General features: G+C 72.4%; 15 protein-coding genes and 1 tRNA gene. 12 read left to right on the forward strand and 4 right to left on the reverse strand.

The window, feature by feature from the left end; translation table 11 throughout:
* The first annotated feature begins 386 nt into the window (after positions 1-386).
* From ACFY12_RS30435 to ACFY12_RS30455, 5 genes are read left to right on the forward strand one after another with little or no spacing between them, the layout of a single operon-like run.
* Complete coding sequence (locus ACFY12_RS30435) at positions 387-2,243, forward strand: ATP-binding protein (RefSeq protein ID WP_390719151.1); 1,857 nt, start codon at positions 387-389, stop codon at positions 2,241-2,243.
* Complete coding sequence (locus tag ACFY12_RS30440) at positions 2,233-2,682, forward strand: roadblock/LC7 domain-containing protein (protein WP_390719152.1); 450 nt, start codon at positions 2,233-2,235, stop codon at positions 2,680-2,682. The genes ACFY12_RS30435 and ACFY12_RS30440 overlap by 11 nt, the downstream gene beginning before the upstream one ends.
* A gap of 2 nt (positions 2,683-2,684) precedes the next feature.
* Positions 2,685-3,083 (forward strand): DUF742 domain-containing protein, encoded by a 399-nt coding sequence (locus ACFY12_RS30445; RefSeq protein ID WP_390719153.1) that lies wholly within the window; start codon positions 2,685-2,687, stop codon positions 3,081-3,083.
* Entirely contained in the window at positions 3,061-3,678 is a 618-nt protein-coding gene (locus tag ACFY12_RS30450) for an ATP/GTP-binding protein (RefSeq protein WP_390719154.1), read from the forward strand. The genes ACFY12_RS30445 and ACFY12_RS30450 overlap by 23 nt, the downstream gene beginning before the upstream one ends.
* Complete coding sequence (locus tag ACFY12_RS30455) at positions 3,675-4,280, forward strand: GAF domain-containing protein (RefSeq protein WP_390719155.1); 606 nt, start codon at positions 3,675-3,677, stop codon at positions 4,278-4,280. Before ACFY12_RS30450 ends, ACFY12_RS30455 begins: the two co-directional genes overlap by 4 nt.
* A 99-nt stretch (positions 4,281-4,379) precedes the next feature.
* Here the strand turns inward: ACFY12_RS30455 and ACFY12_RS30460 are convergent, their stop codons facing one another.
* Positions 4,380-5,708 (reverse strand): acyl-CoA dehydrogenase family protein, encoded by a 1,329-nt coding sequence (locus ACFY12_RS30460; protein ID WP_390719156.1) that lies wholly within the window; start codon positions 5,706-5,708, stop codon positions 4,380-4,382.
* 262 nt (positions 5,709-5,970) lie between these two features.
* Entirely contained in the window at positions 5,971-9,234 is a 3,264-nt protein-coding gene (locus ACFY12_RS30465; protein ID WP_390719157.1) for an amidohydrolase family protein, read from the reverse strand.
* A 199-nt stretch (positions 9,235-9,433) separates the two neighbouring features.
* Between ACFY12_RS30465 and ACFY12_RS30470 the strand changes: the two genes are divergently transcribed.
* Positions 9,434-10,357, forward strand: a complete 924-nt coding sequence (locus ACFY12_RS30470) for an alpha/beta fold hydrolase (RefSeq protein ID WP_390719283.1) — start codon at positions 9,434-9,436, stop codon at positions 10,355-10,357.
* Positions 10,358-10,506: 149 nt separating this feature from the next.
* Positions 10,507-10,580, forward strand: a tRNA-Pro gene (locus ACFY12_RS30475).
* Positions 10,581-10,696: 116 nt separating this feature from the next.
* Here ACFY12_RS30475 and ACFY12_RS30480 read toward each other — a convergent pair.
* Both ACFY12_RS30480 and ACFY12_RS30485 read right to left on the reverse strand, forming a co-directional pair.
* On the reverse strand, positions 10,697-12,841 hold the full coding sequence (locus ACFY12_RS30480; RefSeq protein WP_390719158.1) for an acetate--CoA ligase: 2,145 nt from the start codon (positions 12,839-12,841) through the stop codon (positions 10,697-10,699).
* Positions 12,842-12,884: 43 nt separating this feature from the next.
* Entirely contained in the window at positions 12,885-13,238 is a 354-nt protein-coding gene (locus ACFY12_RS30485) for a hypothetical protein (protein ID WP_390719159.1), read from the reverse strand.
* A 212-nt stretch (positions 13,239-13,450) separates the two neighbouring features.
* Here ACFY12_RS30485 and ACFY12_RS30490 point away from each other — a divergent pair, with 212 nt between their 5' ends.
* The 5 genes from ACFY12_RS30490 to ACFY12_RS30510 all read left to right on the forward strand — a co-directional run bounded on the left by ACFY12_RS30490 (position 13,451) and on the right by ACFY12_RS30510 (position 18,001).
* The gene (locus ACFY12_RS30490) at positions 13,451-13,747 is read left to right on the forward strand and encodes an antibiotic biosynthesis monooxygenase (RefSeq protein ID WP_390719160.1); all 297 of its coding nucleotides are present in this window, start codon (positions 13,451-13,453) and stop codon (positions 13,745-13,747) included.
* Between the two features lie 251 nt (positions 13,748-13,998).
* On the forward strand, positions 13,999-14,967 hold the full coding sequence (locus tag ACFY12_RS30495) for a FecCD family ABC transporter permease (RefSeq protein ID WP_390719284.1): 969 nt from the start codon (positions 13,999-14,001) through the stop codon (positions 14,965-14,967).
* Entirely contained in the window at positions 14,964-16,022 is a 1,059-nt protein-coding gene (locus tag ACFY12_RS30500) for a FecCD family ABC transporter permease (protein WP_390719161.1), read from the forward strand. Before ACFY12_RS30495 ends, ACFY12_RS30500 begins: the two co-directional genes overlap by 4 nt.
* Positions 16,019-16,927 carry an ABC transporter ATP-binding protein gene (locus ACFY12_RS30505; RefSeq protein ID WP_390719162.1) on the forward strand — a complete coding sequence of 303 codons (909 nt, stop codon included), beginning with the start codon at positions 16,019-16,021 and terminating at the stop codon, positions 16,925-16,927. Before ACFY12_RS30500 ends, ACFY12_RS30505 begins: the two co-directional genes overlap by 4 nt.
* Before the next feature lie 60 nt (positions 16,928-16,987).
* Positions 16,988-18,001 (forward strand): ABC transporter substrate-binding protein, encoded by a 1,014-nt coding sequence (locus ACFY12_RS30510; RefSeq protein ID WP_390719163.1) that lies wholly within the window; start codon positions 16,988-16,990, stop codon positions 17,999-18,001.
* Positions 18,002-18,047: the final 46 nt, after the last annotated feature.

Here is an 18,047-nt window from a genome sequence, read left to right on the forward strand (position 1 = left end):
CGCCATATCGCTTTTCGTGAACGAGAGTTCGGATTTTGTCGTACTGGTGTGCGTGGTGCGCACACGCAGGGAGGTGGCGAAGGGTAGCGAAACCTCGAAGTAGGTCCGAACCACACCCCCGCAACAACTAGCGTGCGTGCTCCGTGAACTGCCAACGGCCGATCCGGAGGGCGCAGATGCCGACCGCATTCCCCCAGGGGACCCCGACATCCCAGGAGGCTCAAAGGTCCCCAGAGACACAGGGTTCCCCGGAGGCGGCGCCTGTATCCGTCCCCGTAGCCGCCCTCGTCCCCGCCCCCGTCCGGCGACGGGAACGGGAGGGCGGACGGCACGGCCGGGCCTCCTTCCCCGAATCGGCAGCCGACTCGGCGATACGCGGCAGGCTGGTGCGGCTCACCGCGATCCCCTGTCTGCTGACCGCGGTCGTCTGCACAGCCGTCGCCGCATTCGTCGTCCAGGCCGGCGGCGCCCGGATCACCGGCCGTGAGTGGGCGGTGCTCTCCGGCGGACTCGCCGTGGTCTGCGTCATCGTGCTCACCGCGAGCGCCGCCGCCAACGCCGAGGCCCGCGCCATGGTCACCCGCTACGCCCGGCTGCGCCAGGTCTGCGCCCGCAGCCGGTCCGACCTGTCCGATCTGGTCGACCGGGTACGCCAGGGCGAATGGCTCCAGCGCCGTGATCCCGAACCCGGCCCGCCGCCCACCGGCGACACCCTCGAACTGCTCGCCCACGAAGTCGCCGCGGCCGGACGGGCCGCCGAGTCCGCCGTCGCCGAAGCGGTCGCCATCGCCCGCAGTGACGCCAGCGGGAACGAGCAGAAGGTCGAGGTGTTCGTGAACCTCGCCCGCCGGCTGCAGTCCCTGGTGCACCGTGAGATCGAACTCCTCGACGAGATGGAGAACCAGGTGGAGGACCCGGACCTGCTCAAGGGTCTGTTCCACGTCGACCACCTGGCCACTCGCATCCGCCGGCACGCCGAGAACCTCGCCGTTCTCGGCGGCGCGGTCTCGCGCCGGCAGTGGAGCCGCCCGGTCTCCATGACCGAAGTGCTGCGCTCCTCCATCGCCGAGGTCGAGCAGTACCCGCGGATCAAGCTGGTGCCCCCGATCGAGGGCACCCTGGGCGGGCACGCCGTCGCCGACGTCATCCACCTGCTCGCCGAACTCGTCGAGAACGCCACGATCTACAGCGCCCCGCAGACCCCGGTCATGCTGCGCACCCAACTCGTCACCGCCGGCCTCGCCGTCGAGGTCGAGGACCGCGGCCTCGGCATGTCCACGGACGAGCAGACCCGGATGAACGAGTTGCTGGCCGACCCGGACCACATCGACGTCGCCGAGCTGCTGAGCGACGGCCGGATCGGACTCTTCGTGGTCTCCTCGCTCGCCCGGCGGCACGGCATCGTCGTCCGGCTGCAGAGCAATATCTACGGCGGGGTGCAGGCCGTACTGATCATCCCGAAGGTGCTGCTCGGCGCGGAGCCGGCCGACGGCGCGGAGGCCGGTGAGACGGACCGGGCGGACGCACCGGGCACCGGATTCCCGGACACCGACCCGGCGCGCGAGCACGGGAGGTACGACGGGGAGGAGGGAAGGTACGACCGCGGGTACGACGACGGCCAGGAACCCGACGCGCCCCGCGCGATCGACCGGTACACCACCCACGACCGCGACCGCCGTGACCTCGGCGACCCGTCCCCCCTGAGCGCGGCCGTCCCCGCCCCCGGCCCGGCCCCTGACAGTGCCCCGGCCCACGACGTCTCCCACCGTCGGCCGGCGCACGCACCGGGCGGCCGCACTCCCGACGCCACCCGCGCCGACGCACACGCGAGTGAGTCCTCGGCCTCCGACGACGGCACCGCGGACGGCCTCCCCGCCGACCCCGGCACGCTCCTCCTGCCGCCCGCGCCGCCCGCCTCCGCGGACCACGGCGCCCGCCCACGGCTGCCCAGGCGCCGCAAGCAGACCCACCTCGCCCCCGAGCTGCGCGGCGACCCGATCCTGCCGTCCGCCGCCCGCCGTACGGGCCCCGAACCCGAGCACGACCCCGGCCTGATGGCCGCCTTCCGGCGCGGTTTCAGCCTTGCCGACGACACCTACGCCGGACGGACCGACGACACCGGCACCCTCCCGGCCCAGGGCGGCGGCGACCGCTGCCCGGCCGGTGACGACCTGTCATACGACCGTGACCACGACGCCCCGATGGGCCGCCCCCGAGGAGACGACCGCAATCATGGTGAGTGATGTGCGCGCGCAGGCACACCCGCAGCTGCAGAGCAGTCAGCACAGCGACCTGTCCTGGCTGCTGACCGGACTCGTCCAGCGTGTCCCGCACGCCCGCAGCGCGCTGCTGCTGTCCTCGGACGGCCTGGTCAAGGCCGCCCACGGCTTCGACCCGGACAGCGCCGACCACATGGCGGCCCTGTCCTCCGGTCTCTACTCCCTCGCCCGCAGCGCCGGAGTGCGCTTCGGCGAGGGCGCCGACGTCCTCCAGGTCGTCGTCGAGCTGGAGTCCACCTTCCTGTTCGTCTCCGCCGCCGGATCCGGCGCCTGCCTGGCCGTGCTCGCCGGGCGCGAAGCCGATGTGGCGGTGCTGGGCTACGAGATGTCCATGCTGGTCAAGAGCGTCCGGCCGTATCTCTCCACGCCCGCGCGCCAGCAGTCGTCCGCGGGCGGGCGTTGACCATGACCGTGCGTCGCGGACGGCGGCGGGGTGGTGATCCGTGGTACGACGACGAGGCGGGCCGACTGGTCCGCCCCTACACCGTCAGCAACGGCCGGACCCGTCCGACGGCGCACTTCGACCTGCTGACCATGGTGATGGCCACCGGCCGCCGCCCCGCCGCCTGCCAGGGACCCGACTACGCCCAGGTGCTCGGACTGTGCGGCGGGCCGGTCTCGGTCGCCGAGATCGCCGCCCACATACGCCTGCCCGCCGTGGTCACGAAGGTGCTCCTCGCCGACCTCGTCGACTGCGGGGCGCTCACCGCGCGGGCCCCCGAGGCCGTTTCGGCAGGGCCCGCGTCCCGTACCGACCGAGCCCTGCTGGAGGCGGTGCTGAATGGACTTCGCAAACGACTGTGACCCCCGCCGGGGGGACTCCGCGGCCGACCTCTTCCCGACCGCGCTGAAGATCCTCGTAGCGGGTGGCTTCGGGGTCGGCAAGACGACCTTCGTCGGGGCGGTGAGCGAGATCGAACCGCTCAGCACGGAAGAGCTGCTGACCCAGGTCAGCGTCGGTACCGACGATCTGGCGGGCGTCGAGAACAAGGACACCACGACCGTTGCCATGGATTTCGGCCGGATCACGCTCGGCCCCGCCCATATCCTCTATCTCTTCGGGACGCCGGGGCAGCACCGCTTCTGGTTCATGTGGGACGAGCTGTCGCACGGCGCGCTGGGCGCGGTGATCCTCGCCGACACCCGGCGACTGGACCAGTGTTTCGCCGCGGTCGACTTCTTCGAGCGGCGTGGTATCCAGTTCATCGTCGCGGTCAATGAGTTCGACGGCTCCTACCACTACGAACCGGACGAGGTCCGCTCCGCGATAGACCTCTCACCGGACACACCCGTCGTGCTCTGCGACGCCCGCCAGTGCAGCTCGGCCACCCACGTCCTGGTGTCACTCGTCCAGCACCTGCTCACCCCCGTCCTCGCCACGTCCCCGGAGCTGCCATGAACTACCCCGCTTCCCGCGTCCCGTACGTCCCCTACGACCCGACGCGCCATCTGCTGCTCACTCCGCAGGACGACGAGGCCCCGGCGCGCGTGGCCCGGCTGCGTGCGCTGGGCATCGGCGACTCCCCGCTGCCCGCCTTCGACGAGTTCGCCCGCAAGCTGGCCCGGACCACCGAGGCGCCGTACGCGATGGTCAACTTCATCGACGAGCACCGGCAGTACTTCGCCGGGCTCTACACACCGGGTCAGAACCAGGCCGTCGAGCTGGGGCCGGCGCCCGCCAGCGCCCGGCCCGGCCGGGTGATGGCCCGCGACCACGGCTACTGCCCGCATGTCATCGTCCGCCGCAAGGCGCTGGTCCTGGAGGACGTCTGCGACTATCCGCGGTTCGCGGGCAACCCCGTCGTGGATGAGATCGGCATCCGCTCCTACCTCGGCGCGCCGCTGATCGACCGTACGGGCATGGCGCTGGGCACCGTCTGTGTCGTGGACCTCGAACCACGGCCCTGGGGACGGAAGGGGCTGGCGACCATCAAGTCGCTGGCCGCCGAACTCGTCGAGCAGATCCACCGCATGGAGGATGAGCAGCGCGAGTCGTCCTGACCGGCGGGTCGGCCCCGCCCAGCTGGTGGCCCCGGGCGGTCGGCCCGGGGCCACGGCTCTGCCGGTACGACGCGGGCCCGGGACCCCGGGCCCCACCGCTCACTTCAGGCGGGCGAACCAGGAGCGCTGGCGGGGCGGGGCAGTGCGCTGGCTCGGCACCGTCGCCCGGCTCTCCGGACACTCCGAACTGTCCGGGCTGTCTGAACTGTCCGGGCTCTCCGGGCTGTCCGGCCACTCCGACGGCTCCAGCCGCAGCTGCTCGGCGAGTTCGCTGGACCACTCGCCCTTCCCCTGGCCCAAGGCCACTTCGCCCAGCCGCAGCAGCTGGATGTCCGAGGTGCCGGCCGGTGCGAAGATATGGTGCGCGTCCCGGAGGAAGCGCTCGATCGGTCTGTCGGTGAACAGCCCGCACGCGGCATGGATGTCCATCGCGTCGCGCGCCGACTCCAGCGCCGACTCCACGTTCACCAATTTGGCGTTCATCAGCTCCGCATCGCAGGGCAGCCCCTGGTCCAGCAGGTGCACCGCGTGGTAGGCGGACAGCCGGGCGAGCATCAGCCGCGACTGGATGCGGCCCAGTTTGAGCTTGATGTTGCCGAGGTCGGCCAGCGGCTTGTCGTAGCGCTGCCGTTCGGCGCAGAACCGTGTGGTCTCGTCCAGCACCGCCTGATGGATGCCCAGCGACACGGCGGCCAGGTTCGGCCGCCCGTACAGCACGCTGGAGGAGTACGCGACCGACAGCCCGTCGCCCTCCCGGCCCAGCAGATTCGCCGCCGGAACCCGGCAGTTGTCGAAGACCAGCTCGCCGAAGCTGAAGCCGTGGAGCCCCATCGCCGGCTGCTGCGGGCCGACCTGGAGACCGGGCGTGCCGGACTCCACGAGGAACGCGGACAGCCCGTGGGAGCCCTCGCCGGTGCGGACGATCACGCCGTGCAGATCCCCGACGTGGCTGTTGCCGACGTAGATCTTGCGGCCGTTGAGGACGTAGTCGTCGCCGTCGCGCACCGCGGTGGATTCCATGCCCAGCACATGGCCGCCGGATCCCGGTTCGGTGACCGCGATGGTCGGCAGGCAGTCTCCGGAGGCGATCGCCGGCAGCCAGGTCTTCTTCTGCTCCTCGTCGCCGAAGTGGACGATCTTCGCGACGCCCAGCTGGGACGCCTGCACCATGGCGCCCATGGCGCCGGACACCCGCGAGAGCTCCTCGATGACGAGGGTCTTGGCGAGATGCCCGGCGCCCATCCCGCCGTACGCCCGGTGGATCGTCGCGCCGATCCACCCCTGGTGGGCGATCCGGCGCGAAAGGTCATGGCAGACGGTACGGCTCGCCTCCATCTCCGCGATCCGGGGACGGACCTCCCTTTCGGCAAAGTCCCGCACCCGCGATCGGAGTGCTTCATGCCGCTGGTCGGTGACATGGCGATACAAGACGAGCCCTCCTCCGCGATCTTCTCCGCGCTGGTCGCACCCCGCCTCGGGACGGCACTGGTGGTGCCGTCGGCAGCGGCCGTACCCGAACGTGATCTGTCGCTTACCGCGTGCAATACCCGTTGGCATACCTACTGCGGAACAGGTGAAACATCAACTGCGCGATTCATGCGAGGGGTTGAGGTGCGGAACGGCGCCGCACCACCCTCGTCCGGTGCATGCGATGGCGCGGTTCCCGGGCCGCGGAACCGCGCCACCACGGTCAGTGCGCGGTGTCGCAGCAGGAGTCGCGGCGCAGCTGCCGGCCCACCTCCAGCCAGTCGGTCCCGGCCGCCCGCAGTGCGTGGCCGGCCGGCGCCGGGAAGGAGTCGACCAGTTCCCGCTGCTCGACGAGCCGGCCGCCACGCAGCACCGCGGAGGTCCGCACCAGCGCATTGAAGTCGCTGAACGGATCGCCGTCCACCAGCGTCATATCGCCGATCTTGCCGACCTCCAGCGTCCCCAGATCCCGCTCCGCGCCGAACACCCGGGCGGGCAGCGCGGTCGCGGTACGCAGCGTCTGGCTCACGCTCAGACCGCCCTGGTGCAGCGCCCGCAGGCACAGGTGCAGGCTCAGCCCCACCGGCTGCAACGGCTGGTCGGTCCCCAGCGCGACCAGCCCGCCGCCGGCCAGCACCCGCCGGTAGAGGCCGACTTCGATGGCGAGGTCGGAGAGCTGGGCCGGTGTGGGCCGGTGCCGGGCTCCCTCCCGTACGACCGAGGTGTCCCAGGGAGGCATCAGCCGGGTCACCCGTACGTCGTCGGCCAGCGCCGGATCGTCACCGATCAGCGGCGCCGACGAGAACGGGGTCGCGATCAGGTGGAAGCCGGTGCCGGTGTAGATCTCCTCGACGTCCTGGTAGGAATGGCCCGTCCTGGACACCGCGTGCCCGAACTCCAGTCGCTGGGTCGCCTGCAGATGCGTCGTCAGGTCCTGGCCCAGCTGGACGCCCGGGGTGAGCAGATGGCTTCCGGCCCGCGCCCCGAGCCGGTCATGTGCGAAGCGTGCGGCCTCCGCCATCACCCAGCCCGGTGCCCGCACGTACGTCTTCACGAAGTCCCAGTCCAGCGCCTCGCCACGGGCCAGCGAACGGCGCAGCCCCGCGCGGGTGCGGTGGGCCCGCCCCATGCTGTACGCCACCCGCCCGCCGTCCAGGAGTTCCCCGCACGTCAGCAGCCGTGGCCCGGTGAGCAGGCCGGCGGTCACGGCCTCCCGGATGCGGGCCTGTTCGTAGGAGAAGCCGCCGCAGGACACCGCCGTGGTGATCCCGTACGCCAGTTGCAAGGCGGTCTGCCGGCCACCGTACGTCGTCTGCCACGGATGGGTGTGCGCGTCCCACAGGCCGGGCAGCACGGTCCGGGCGGAGGCGTCCACCCGGCGGGCCGTGCCGGACCGGCTCCGGCGGTGCGGTTCCACGGCGGTGATCCGCCCGTCCCGTACCACCACATCGACGTCCTCCCGCACCTCGTCGCCGGTGCCGTCCCAGAACCGGCCGGCGTGCACGACGGTGTCCCGGGCGCGCGGCGGCCGGTGGGTGAGGGACAGCGGAACGGTCCGGGCCGGGCCGCCGGACACCCCGACCAGCCGCAGCCGGCCCGCGGAGAGGTAGAGGAGCGTGCCGGAGTCGCCGGACCACGACGGATGGTCGGCGGCCTCGTCGGTGAGCTGCCGCGGCGCACCGTCCGGCGTGCCGTCGGGCCGCACCGGCAGCACCCACAGCGCGGACTCGGCGATCAGTGCCATCCAGCGCCCGTCGGGCGACCACACCGGCCCCGAGTCATAGCGGTCGGCGATCGAGACATGCTCGGCGACCGTGAACAGCCGGCTCTCGCCGGTCCCGGTGTCCACGACCCGGATGACGTTGTAGCCCTCGCGGAAGCGGCGGTTGAGGCGGTTGCGGTCGCAGTACGCCAGATAGCGGCCGTCCGGCGACCAGCTGGGGCGGCCGGGGAGGCCGCCGGCGCCCATCGGTGCGGCCAGCACCCGCTCCGTGCCGTCGGACAGCGTCCGTACCACGAGATTTCCTGACATATCGAGTGCGGCCAGCTGTCCGCCGTCGGGCGACAGCGCCGGCTGCACCCGGCCCCCGGTGGCCAGCACGGTCTCCTCGCCGGTGGCGAGCTCCCGGCGGCGCACCGCGAACAGCCCGTCCCGGTCGTCGGCGTAGAGCAGCGCCCGGCCGTCCCGGGACCAGCTGGGCGCCAGGACATAGCGGGTGGCGTCGGCCCGGACGATGCTGCACGCGCCGCCGCCGCCCGATGTGGGCGCCACCCACAGGGAGTTGAGGGCCGCGAAGACGATCCGGCGGCCGTCGGGGGAGAGCGCGGGCAGATGCACTCCGCGTACGGGCCGGACCCCGGCCTCCTCGAAGCCGTAGTCCTTGACGCGGTATTCGGGGCGGTCCAGCGGCAGCCGCGCGCGGAACGGAATCGTCTCGGTGTGCCGCGGGGTGTCCGCCCGGACGATCCGGAACTGGCCGTCGACCGTCAGCAGCAGCTCGTCCCGCGAGACCCAGCGCGGCGGCACCGGCGCCACATCGCCGTCCACCCCGGCCGGCGCACCGTCCACCACCAGCGTGCAGGTCGGTCCCGGCTTGTCCGTGGTCCGCAGGTAGGCCAGCCGTCCGGCGGGGGACAACACCGGCGTCATCACCTCGGCGGCCTCGGTCTCGGTGTGCTCGGTGCGCACCGCGCCGCTTCCGTCGGCCGGCACCGATGCGACCGTACGGGAGACCAGGTCCGTGCCCGACACCCGGCCGCGGACGAACACGATCCGGGACCCGTCCGGCGACCAGCACGGGTCGAAGTCCTCCCAGGCGCCGTCCTGATGGGGGCCGTCCTGGCCGGGCACCCCGGTCACCCGGGTCAGCCGCCGGCTCCCCACCTCCAGTACCCAGAGCCGGTACGGGCTGCGGCCGGCCGCCGCGTCGCCGCCGCGCTCGGAGGAGAAGGCGATCCGGGTCCCGTCGGGGGACCAGGCGGGACCGCGGTCGTCCCACGGGCCGTCGGTCAGCTGCGTCAGGCCGGAGCCGTCGGTGGCGACCGTCCACAGGTGGAAGTTTCCGCCCCGGTAGGCGCAGAGCGCGATCCGGCGGCCGTCGGGGGAGTGGACCGGCCGGGTGGGCTCCAGGTCGGGCGGGGTCAGGGCCACCGCCTCGCCGCCGGACCGTGGCAGCGACCACAGGACGTTCTGGACCTCCGCGACCAGCCGGTCGCCGGCGGGAGCCAGGGAGGCCGCGCCATCGGTGGCGGCGGTGAGGGTCACCGTGGCACCGGGGGCCCGGCCGCCCCGCGCCAGCGCCTCGGGCGCGCCGGCCCCGGACACGACACCGGCGAGCCCCGCCGTGGCGGCCGCCGACGCGGTGCCCTGCAGGAATCTACGGCGGGAGAGCGGTGCGGAGCGTGCGGAACGTAAGGTGCGGCCGGCGGGCTCGGGGGCTTCGAGGGGCCCGGCGGGGTGCTCGGAGTGGTGGTCGGTGGCGTCCAACGATCCTCCTCTGTAGCGGTGTTGCCGCGCGGGCGACAGGAAGCGACGGCAACGGACCGCTTGATCGTGTCACGCCGCCCGGCCCGCGGGTCAACAGTCGACAGCGGCCACGCGCGTCCCGTGGCGCACTGCCGCCCGGAGCGGAAGAGTGGGCGCCGACGACTCGTCAGCCACCGCCCGGCAGTCAGGAGACGACGCGATGCAGGCCATGCGGCAGGAGTTCCATCAGGCAGCGGACGGCGCCCGGATCGCCACGTATACCTGGCTCCCGGAGGGCGGGCATCCGCGCGCCCTCGTCCAGATCGCGCACGGCGCCGCGGAACACGGCCGACGCTACGACCGCTTCGCCCGCTTTCTGGCGGGCCATGGCTATGGCGTCCTCGCCTCCGACCACCGGGGCCATGGCGCCACCGCGGCCTCCACCGGTGGCCGTGGCGTGGCCGGTCCGGACGCCTGGCGGGCGATCGTCAGCGACCTCAAGGGCATCGGCGATCACGCGGCCGCCGCCCACCCCGGCACCCCGCTGATCCTGCTCGGCCATAGCATGGGCTCGATGCTGGCCCGCGACTACGCCCAGGAGTACGGCGCCGACCTCGCCGGACTGATCCTCACCGGCGCCGGGCGCACCGTGCCCGGCCTGGACATCGACGGGGCCGTCACGGAACTGGAGGACGAGATCGCCGCACACGGCCGCACCGCGCTCTCCTCCTTCGTCCCGCGCCTCTTCGCCTCCTTCAACGACGCCTTTCCCCACCGCACCGGCTATGAATGGCTCTCCCGTGACACGGCCGAGGTGGACGCCTACGTCGCCGACGAGGACTGCGGCTTCCCGTTCTGCGCCGGCCTGTCGCTCGACTGGGTGCGTGCCGTCCGCAAGATCAACGACCCGGCCAACCTGGTCCGCATCCCGCGCGGACTGCCTGTCCACATCGCCGTCGGCGACCTGGATCCCTGCAACCAGCGGATGACCCTGGTCCATGAACTCCTCGAGGACTTCCGCTACCTGGGCACCCGTGACCTGACCTGGAAGGCGTACCCCGGCGCCCGCCACGAAATCCTCAACGAGTCCCACCGCGACGAGGTCCACGGCGATCTGCTGGCCTGGCTCGACGCACACATCTGAACGGACCCCCGCGCGGCGCTGTGCCCGCCCCGCGCGGCCCCGCACGGCCCCGCGCGTCACAGCGCCGTGGAGATGGCGGCACCCACCCTCTGACATGCGGTATTGTTCTTGTGCGCGGTCAGCCGGGGAACCCCGGCGGCAACGGGCACCGGGACGTGGCGCAGCTTGGTAGCGCACTTGACTGGGGGTCAAGGGGTCGCAGGTTCAAATCCTGTCGTCCCGACGGTGCAGTAGGGCTTCGGCCCAGGTGAGGGCCCTGTTCCACGGAGATGGAACAGGGCCCTCGGCATGCGTGGCGACGCGCGACCTGTCCTGCGTGGCGTGGCGGCGCAGGACACCTCATTCGGCCTGACCGAAGGACGTGAGCTCTTCCCGCTCCTGCTCGGTCAGTTCGCGCGGGACCTCGCCGCGCTCCAGCTTCGCGGCCTGGACCTGGTGCCGGATGCGGTCGACGACTTCGGGGTTGGCCAGGGTGCTGATGTCGCCGACGTCGGTGAAGTTCGAGATGCCCGCGATCACCCGGCGCATGATCTTGCCGGAGCGGGTCTTGGGCATATCGGGGACGATCCAGACCTTCTTCGGGCGGGCGATCGGGCCGATCCGCTCCTCGACGGCCCGGGTCACCTTGTCCTCCAGCTCCCAGCCGGGGTCCAGGCCCGGATTGAGCGCGACATACATCTCCACCACCCGGCCGCGCAGTTCGTCGACGACCGGTACCGCCGCGGCCTCGGCCACCTCCTCCACCGTCAGACACGCCGACTCCAGCTCCTTGGTGCCCAGGCGGTGGCCGGCCACGTTGATCACGTCGTCGATACGGCCGAGGATGCGGAGGTAGCCGTCGGCCGCCTGCACCGCCCCGTCGCCGCACAGGAACGGCCAGTCCCGCCAGTCCGTGGACCGCGGGTCGCGGCAGTACCGGCCGTAGTACAGGTCGACATAGCGTTCCGGCTGCCCCCAGATGGTCTGCATGATGCCGGGCCACGGGTTGCGGATACAGACATTGCCGGCGCGTCCACTGCCCGGTTCGACGGTGTTCCCCGCGTCGTCGTAGATGACCGGGTAGACGCCCAGCACGCCGGGGCCGCAGCTGCCCGGCTTCATCGGCTGGAGCGCGGGGAGGGTGGCGCCGAGGAAGCCGCCGGTCTCCGTCATCCACCAGGTGTCGTCGACGACCGCCTCGCCCTTGCCGACCACGTCGTGGTACCAGCGCCACACCTCGGGCTCGATCGGCTCGCCCACCGTGGTCAGGTGCTTGAAGTGGTAGTCGTACCGTGCCGGTTCGTCCGGGCCGAGTTTGCGCAGCAGGCGGATGGTGGTGGGGGCGGTGTGGAAGATGTTCACGCCGAGGCGCTCGGCGATCCGCCAGGGGCGGCCGGCGTCCGGGTGCGTCGGCGCGCCTTCGTACAGCACGCTGGTGGTGCCGAGGGCCAGGGGCCCGTAGACGATGTAGGAGTGGCCGGTGATCCAGCCGATGTCGGCGGCGCACCAGTAGGTGTCCTCGGGGTGGATGTCCAGGTAGTACTTCGCGGTCCCGGCCACATAGGCGAGGTAGCCGCCGGTACCGTGCTGCGCGCCCTTGGGGCGGCCGGTGGTGCCGCTGCTGTACATCAGGAACAGCGGTGCCTCGGCGGGCATCGGCACCGGCTCGACCCGTCGGCCGCGGTAGCCGGGCAGCAGTTCGTCGACGAAGAAGTCCCGGCCCTGGGCCATCGGCGAGTCCGACAGGTAGCGGTCCGGGTAGCGGCGCCACACCAGGACCTTGTCCACCCGCCGGCCGAGCTGCTCCGCCGTACGGAGGGCGTCGTCGGCCTTCGCCTTGTGGTCGGCCAGCTTCCCGGCGCGGTGGTATCCGTCCATGGTGATCAGCACCCGGCTGCCGGAGTCCGCCAGCCGGTCGCCGCACGCCGCGCCGCTGAAGCCGCCGAAGACCTCGGAGTGGACGACGCCGAGCCGGGCGCAGGCGAGCATGCACACCGGCAGCTCGGGCACCATCGGCAGGTGGAAGGTGACCCGGTCACCGGCCTTGAGACCGCAGAAGTCCCTGAGCAGTGCGGCGAATTCATTGACCTGTACGGCCAGCTCCTGGTACGTGATCGCGCGGGTCGGTTCGTCCTCCGGCTCGGGCACCCAGAGGAACGCGGCCTTGTTCCGGCTGGTCGCCAGGTGCCGGTCGACGCAGTTGTGGCAGGCGTTGAGACGGCCGCCGACGAACCACTTCCAGAACGGGGGGTCGCCGGTGTCCAGGGTGGTGTGCCAGTAGGTGTCCCAGTCCAGCAGGTCCGCGTACGCGCGGAAGCAGTGGGGGAAGTGCTCCTCGGTGAACCGGCGCAGGATGTCCGGGTCGGGGGCGTTCGCCTGGCCGATGAAGGCGGGGGGCGGCCGGTAGTACTCCTCCTCCCGCCAGTGAACGGCGATCTGCTCTTCGGGGACGTCGGAGCGTTCGGGGGCGCCTGAGCCTTCGGGGCGTGGTCCTGCGGTACGCATACGCTTGAGCCTCCCGGCCTGATGGCCGGCGACGCCCCGGTCGTCAGTCCTCGATCAGCCCGGAGCAGACGCCGAACTCGTGCACGTGGTGAAGGGCCGCCGCCTGGCTGCGGAACGTCGCCGCGTCCCCGCGCTCCAGCGAGCGCCGGCACACCTCGTCGCCGACGGCCACCGCGCGTCTCACCACGGGGCCGAGGGCCGCGGGCGGCAGCAACTCCGCCGTCCGGCGCAGGGCGGCCATGGCACGGGCCGAGGGCGGGTCGTCCTCGGCCGCGATCCGCAACTCGGCGAGGAGCCGGGACAACTCTCCGACGAGGTACTGCCGCGTCATCCGCATCGCCGTCCCACCGTCACGCCGTCCGGCCGTCCGGATCCGCCCGTCCCGGCTCGGCGGCACATCCCCAGTGTAGATCCGGGCGGGGGCCGCGTCCCGGGCGTGCGGGCGGCCGGGACGCCGGGAGGCCGGGCCGGGTCCGCTGGGAAGGCGGAAGCCGGGCGGCGGACCTACGGTGGTTCGAGCGGTGGTCCGCGCGGTGGTGTCGGGAGAGCACCTCCGGAGCACCTCCGGATCCGCCGCGGGACGGAAGCGGTGTTCCGAAGGAGGCTGCGATGGAGGAGCACTTCGTCTGGGTCACGACGCGCCGTATCAAGCCGGGCACGCTGGCGGAGTTCGAGCGGGCCTGGCGCCCGCACCCGTATCCGCGCGGTCTGCTCCGCGCCTTCGCGTACTGGTCCGAGGACGGGCATGAGATCACCGGCGTCTCGGTCTGGGACTCCAGGGCGGCATGCGACGCCTGGCGGGCCTCCGGCGAGGAGCAGCGGCGGCGCACGGCGATGGCACCGTACGTCGTCGAGGAGCGGGAAGGGTTCTACCGGGGCGGTGAGCTCAGAGTTCCCACGCACTGATGGCGGGCGGTGCCGCGACGGCCGGGGTGCCGTCGGCGCCTCGCCGCCCGGCCGGCTGCGGCAGGTCCGGCCGCGGCCGGACCGGTGTGGGGGAGCGGTGCCCGTCCACGTAGGGTGATCAGCGGACGCGCACGTCGCCACAGGCGCACCAGCAGTTGACAAGTTTAGGTATGCCTAACCTAAACTCACGCATCGTGTCCACGAGTGATCAGGCCGCACCACCCGGTGTGCCCCCCTTGTCAGCCCGCCGCATACCGGTGCTCCTCCTGGGAGTTGCCGCGCTCGCGGTGTGCGCCGTACTGAGCCTCGCCCTGGGTGCGCGCTCGGTACCGCTGTCCACCGTGACCGACGCCCTGTTCGGCGGCGCCCACGGACGCGACGCCCTCGTGGTCACCGGGCTGCGCCTGCCGCGTACCGTCATCGGGCTGGTCGTGGGCGCCGCGCTCGGCCTCGCCGGTGCGGTCGCCCAGGGCATCACCCGCAACCCGCTCGCCTCACCGAGCACGCTCGGCCTCAACGCGGGCGCCGGCTTCGCCGTGGTCACCGCCATCTACGCGCTCCACCTCACCCGGCCCGTCGAGTACGTGTGGTTCGCCTTCGCCGGAGCCGCGGGGGCCGCCCTGCTCGCGCAGGCCCTGGGCCGGCGGGCCGGCGACCTCGACCCGGTACGGCTCGCCCTCGGCGGCTTCGTCCTCCAGCTCGTCCTGCTGTCCTGGACGTCGGCCGTGATGCTGACCAGTCAGCGCACGCTGGACGAGGCCCGCTTCTGGCTGGCGGGCTCGCTCGCCGAGCGCCAGCTGGAGACGCTGTACCCGATGCTGCCGACCCTCGTGATCGGCGCGGTACTCGCCCTGGCCCTCGCCCCCGCGCTCAACGCCCTGGCACTCGGCGACGAGACGGCCCAGGCCCTCGGCGTCCCGGTGACGCGGATCCGGCTGACCGGCACCCTCGCGATGGTGCTGCTCGCCGGATCCGCGGTCGCCGTGGCCGGACCCATCGCGTTCATCGGGCTCGCCGCGCCGCACCTGGTCCGCCCGCTGCTGGGCGGCGACCACCGGCTGCTGGTGCCCGGCTGCCTGATCGCGGGCCCGCTGCTGCTGCTCGCCGCCGACGTACTGGGGCGGATGGTGATCCGGCCGTCCGAGCTGGAGGTCGGCATCGTCACCGGCCTCCTCGGCGCGCCGCTGCTGGCGCTGCTCGCCCGGAAGGCGGCCCGATGACCACCACCGCCCCCCTGCTGACCGCTTCCCCCGAGCCCCGTGACGTACGGGCCCGGCAGCGCCGGCGTACCGCGCTGCTCAGCTGCGGCGCCGTCCTCGTCCTCGGTGTCCTCGCCACCGTCTTCCTGACGACGGGTGAGATGGCGCTGTCGCCGTCCGTCGCGCTGCGTGGCCTGATCGGCCTCGGGGACACCGGCGATGTGTACATCGTCCAGGAGTTCCGGGCGCCGCGGCTGGTGGCGGCGCTGCTCGCCGGGGCCGGACTGGCCGCGGCCGGCGCGGTGCTCCAGCGGCTGTTCCGCAACCCGATGGCCTCCCCGGACGTCATGGGCATCACCGGGGGCGCCTCGTTCGGCTCGGTGGTGCTCCTCGCCACCGGCGCCTCGCAGTCGCTGATCCCGGTGGGCGCGCTGGGCGGCGGTCTGGTGGCCGCGGTGCTGCTGGGCGCGTTCGCCTGGCGCTCCGGGCTCGCCGTCACGCGACTGGTCCTGGTGGGCCTCGCCGTCCAGGCGGGCCTGGCCGCCGCGGTGAACCTCATGGTCGTCCGCTTCCCCGCCGAACTCGCGGGCTCGGCGCGGCAGTGGACGACCGGCTCGCTCTACGGCCGCACCTGGACCGAGGTGTGGGGCGCGGCCGCCGCACTCGCCGTGGCGCTGGCCGCCGTGTTCCTCCTGAACCGCCGGCTGGCCGTCCTGGACCTGGGCGACGACTCGGCCGGCGCGCTCGGACTGGGCGTCTCCGCCGCACGCCTGCAACTCCTCGTCGCCGCCGTGGCGCTGGCCTCGCTGGCCGCGGCGCTCACCGGCCCGGTCTCCTTCATCGCCCTCGCCGTGCCGCACGTGGTGCGCTTCCTGGCCGGCCCGCCGACCGCCGGAACGCTGGCGCTCACCGGCCTCACGGGCGCCGTGCTGCTGCTCGCGTCCGACCTCGTGGTCCAGCATCTGCTGCCCGTCGAGGGGCTGCCGGTCGGTGTGGTCACCGCCACCCTCGGTGCGCCCTGGCTGCTGGTGCTGATGTTCCGTCAGAGCACGCCCGTGAAGAGGAGTTCCGTATGACCGTCCAGCAGTCGGCACCCCAGGAGCCGAACGCCCAGGTGCCGACCGCCGAGGAGCGGAACGCCCACCGGCCGGACGCCACGCCGCGGCCCGACCAACTGGCCGCGCACGGCCTCGACCTGCGCTACGGCGACCGGACCGTGGTCGGCGGGCTCGACCTGGTTCTCCCCGGCGGCGCCGTCACCGCCATCGTCGGCCCCAACGCCTGCGGCAAGTCCACGCTGCTGCGCGGGCTGACCCGGCTGCTCACCCCGGCGGGCGGCACCGTCACCCTGGACGGCTCGGACATCCACCGCATGTCCGCACGCTCCCTCGCGCGCCGGATGGGCCTGCTGCCGCAACAGCCGGTCACCCCCGAGGCCATCACCGTCGAGGCACTCGTACGGCTCGGCCGCTACCCGCACCAGCGGCTGCTCAGCCCCTGGTCCGCCGCAGACCAGGCCGCCGTGGACGCGGCGCTGGAGCGCACCGGCACCACCGGACTGCGCGACCAGCCCGTCGACCAGCTCTCCGGCGGCCAGCGCCAGCGCGCCTGGATCGCCCTGGCCCTCGCCCAGGACACCGACCTGCTGCTGCTCGACGAGCCCACCACCTTCCTGGACCTGCGGCATCAGCTCGATGTGCTCGACCTGGTCGCCGACCTGCACGCCGAAGCGGGCCGCACCGTGGTGATGGTGCTGCACGACCTCGGACAGGCCGCCCGCTACGCCGACCACCTGGTGGTCCTCAAAGCGGGGCGGCTGGCCGCGGCCGGCGCCCCGGCCGAGGTGCTCGACGCGGACCTGGTCAAGTCCGTGTTCGACGTGGACTGCCGGGTCATCCCCGACCCGGAGACCGGCACACCACTGGTCGTCCCCAAAGGCAGAGCCGCCAGACACACCGCCACCGCCACCGCGGCCCGCTGACCCCCCCGAACCCCCACAAGCCGTCACCCCCTCCCTCCCCGCTCACAGCAAGGAAACCTCATGTCCACCAGATCTCCCCTGCGCGGATCCCGCCGGGTCGGCGGCGCGCTGCTGACCGTGGTCCTCGGCGTCGGCGCTCTGTCCGCCTGCGGCAACGACGACAAGGCCGATGGTGGCGACCAGGCCGGGGCCTCCGCCGCCGGCTTCCCGCGCACCGTCAAGACCGCGATGGGCGACGTCAAGATCCCCGCGAAGCCGAAGCGCGTCGTCGTCCTCGACACCGGAGAGCTGGACGACGTCACCATGCTCGGCATCAAGCCGGTCGGTGCCGTCTCCCCGCACATGAAGACCGCCGGCGGTTTCCCCAACTACCTCCAGAACAAGGTCGAGGGCGTCAAGGACGTCGGCCCGTTGCTGGAGCCCAGCCTCGAGAAGATCGCCTCCCTCAAGCCCGACCTGATCCTCTCCTCCAAGGTCCGGCACGAGAAGATCTACGACAAGCTCAAGGGCCTGGGCGTCCCGACCGTCTTCACCGAGACCACCGGCGGTCCCTGGAAGGACAACCTCAAGGTCCACGCCAAGGCGCTCGGCATGGAGAAGGAGGCCGACGCGGCCCTCAAGAGCTACGAGGGCCGGGCCAAGGCCCTCGGCCAGGCGATCGAGAAGAAGTACGGCAAGATGCCCACCGCGTCGGTCGTCCGCTTCGTCGCCGGACCGACCCGCCTGTACCAGCGCTCCTCCTACAGCGGCGTCGTCCTGGACGACATCGGCCTCAAGCGCCCGGAGTCCCAGTCCTCCACCGACCCCAAGGTGACGATGAAGGACGTCAGCGCGGAGCAGATCGACCGGGCCGACGCCGACCTGGTCTTCGTCACGCTCGCCGACGACCCGCAGAAGACCCAGCAGAAGACCGTGACCTCCAACCCGGTCTGGAAGGACCTCAAGGCGGTCAAGGACAACAAGGTCTTCGAGGTCCCGGACGAGACCTGGATGTCCGGCATCGGCGTCCAGGCCGCCGAGAAGATGCTCGCCGACGTGGCCAAGGCCGCCGGCGTCGAACTGCCCAAGAAGTAACTCCCGACAAGCAACTCCCGGGAAGTAGCTCCCGGGAAGTAGCTCC

The sequence above is a fragment of the Streptomyces sp. NPDC001339 genome, from assembly GCF_042895955.1.
In the GTDB taxonomy this organism is placed as follows: domain Bacteria; phylum Actinomycetota; class Actinomycetes; order Streptomycetales; family Streptomycetaceae; genus Streptomyces.

Coding starts and splice junctions, on each gene's coding strand:
- ACFY12_RS30445 (WP_390719153.1), top strand. CDS start 2,685: ATGACCGTGCGTCGCGGACGGCGGCGGGGTGGTGATCCGTGGTACGAC.
- ACFY12_RS30490 (WP_390719160.1), top strand. CDS start 13,451: ATGGAGGAGCACTTCGTCTGGGTCACGACGCGCCGTATCAAGCCGGGC.
- ACFY12_RS30500 (WP_390719161.1), top strand. CDS start 14,964: ATGACCACCACCGCCCCCCTGCTGACCGCTTCCCCCGAGCCCCGTGAC.
- ACFY12_RS30450 (WP_390719154.1), top strand. CDS start 3,061: ATGGACTTCGCAAACGACTGTGACCCCCGCCGGGGGGACTCCGCGGCC.
- ACFY12_RS30440 (WP_390719152.1), top strand. CDS start 2,233: ATGGTGAGTGATGTGCGCGCGCAGGCACACCCGCAGCTGCAGAGCAGT.
- ACFY12_RS30470 (WP_390719283.1), top strand. CDS start 9,434: ATGCAGGCCATGCGGCAGGAGTTCCATCAGGCAGCGGACGGCGCCCGG.
- ACFY12_RS30510 (WP_390719163.1), top strand. CDS start 16,988: ATGTCCACCAGATCTCCCCTGCGCGGATCCCGCCGGGTCGGCGGCGCG.
- ACFY12_RS30480 (WP_390719158.1), bottom strand. CDS start 12,841: ATGCGTACCGCAGGACCACGCCCCGAAGGCTCAGGCGCCCCCGAACGC.
- ACFY12_RS30455 (WP_390719155.1), top strand. CDS start 3,675: ATGAACTACCCCGCTTCCCGCGTCCCGTACGTCCCCTACGACCCGACG.
- ACFY12_RS30505 (WP_390719162.1), top strand. CDS start 16,019: ATGACCGTCCAGCAGTCGGCACCCCAGGAGCCGAACGCCCAGGTGCCG.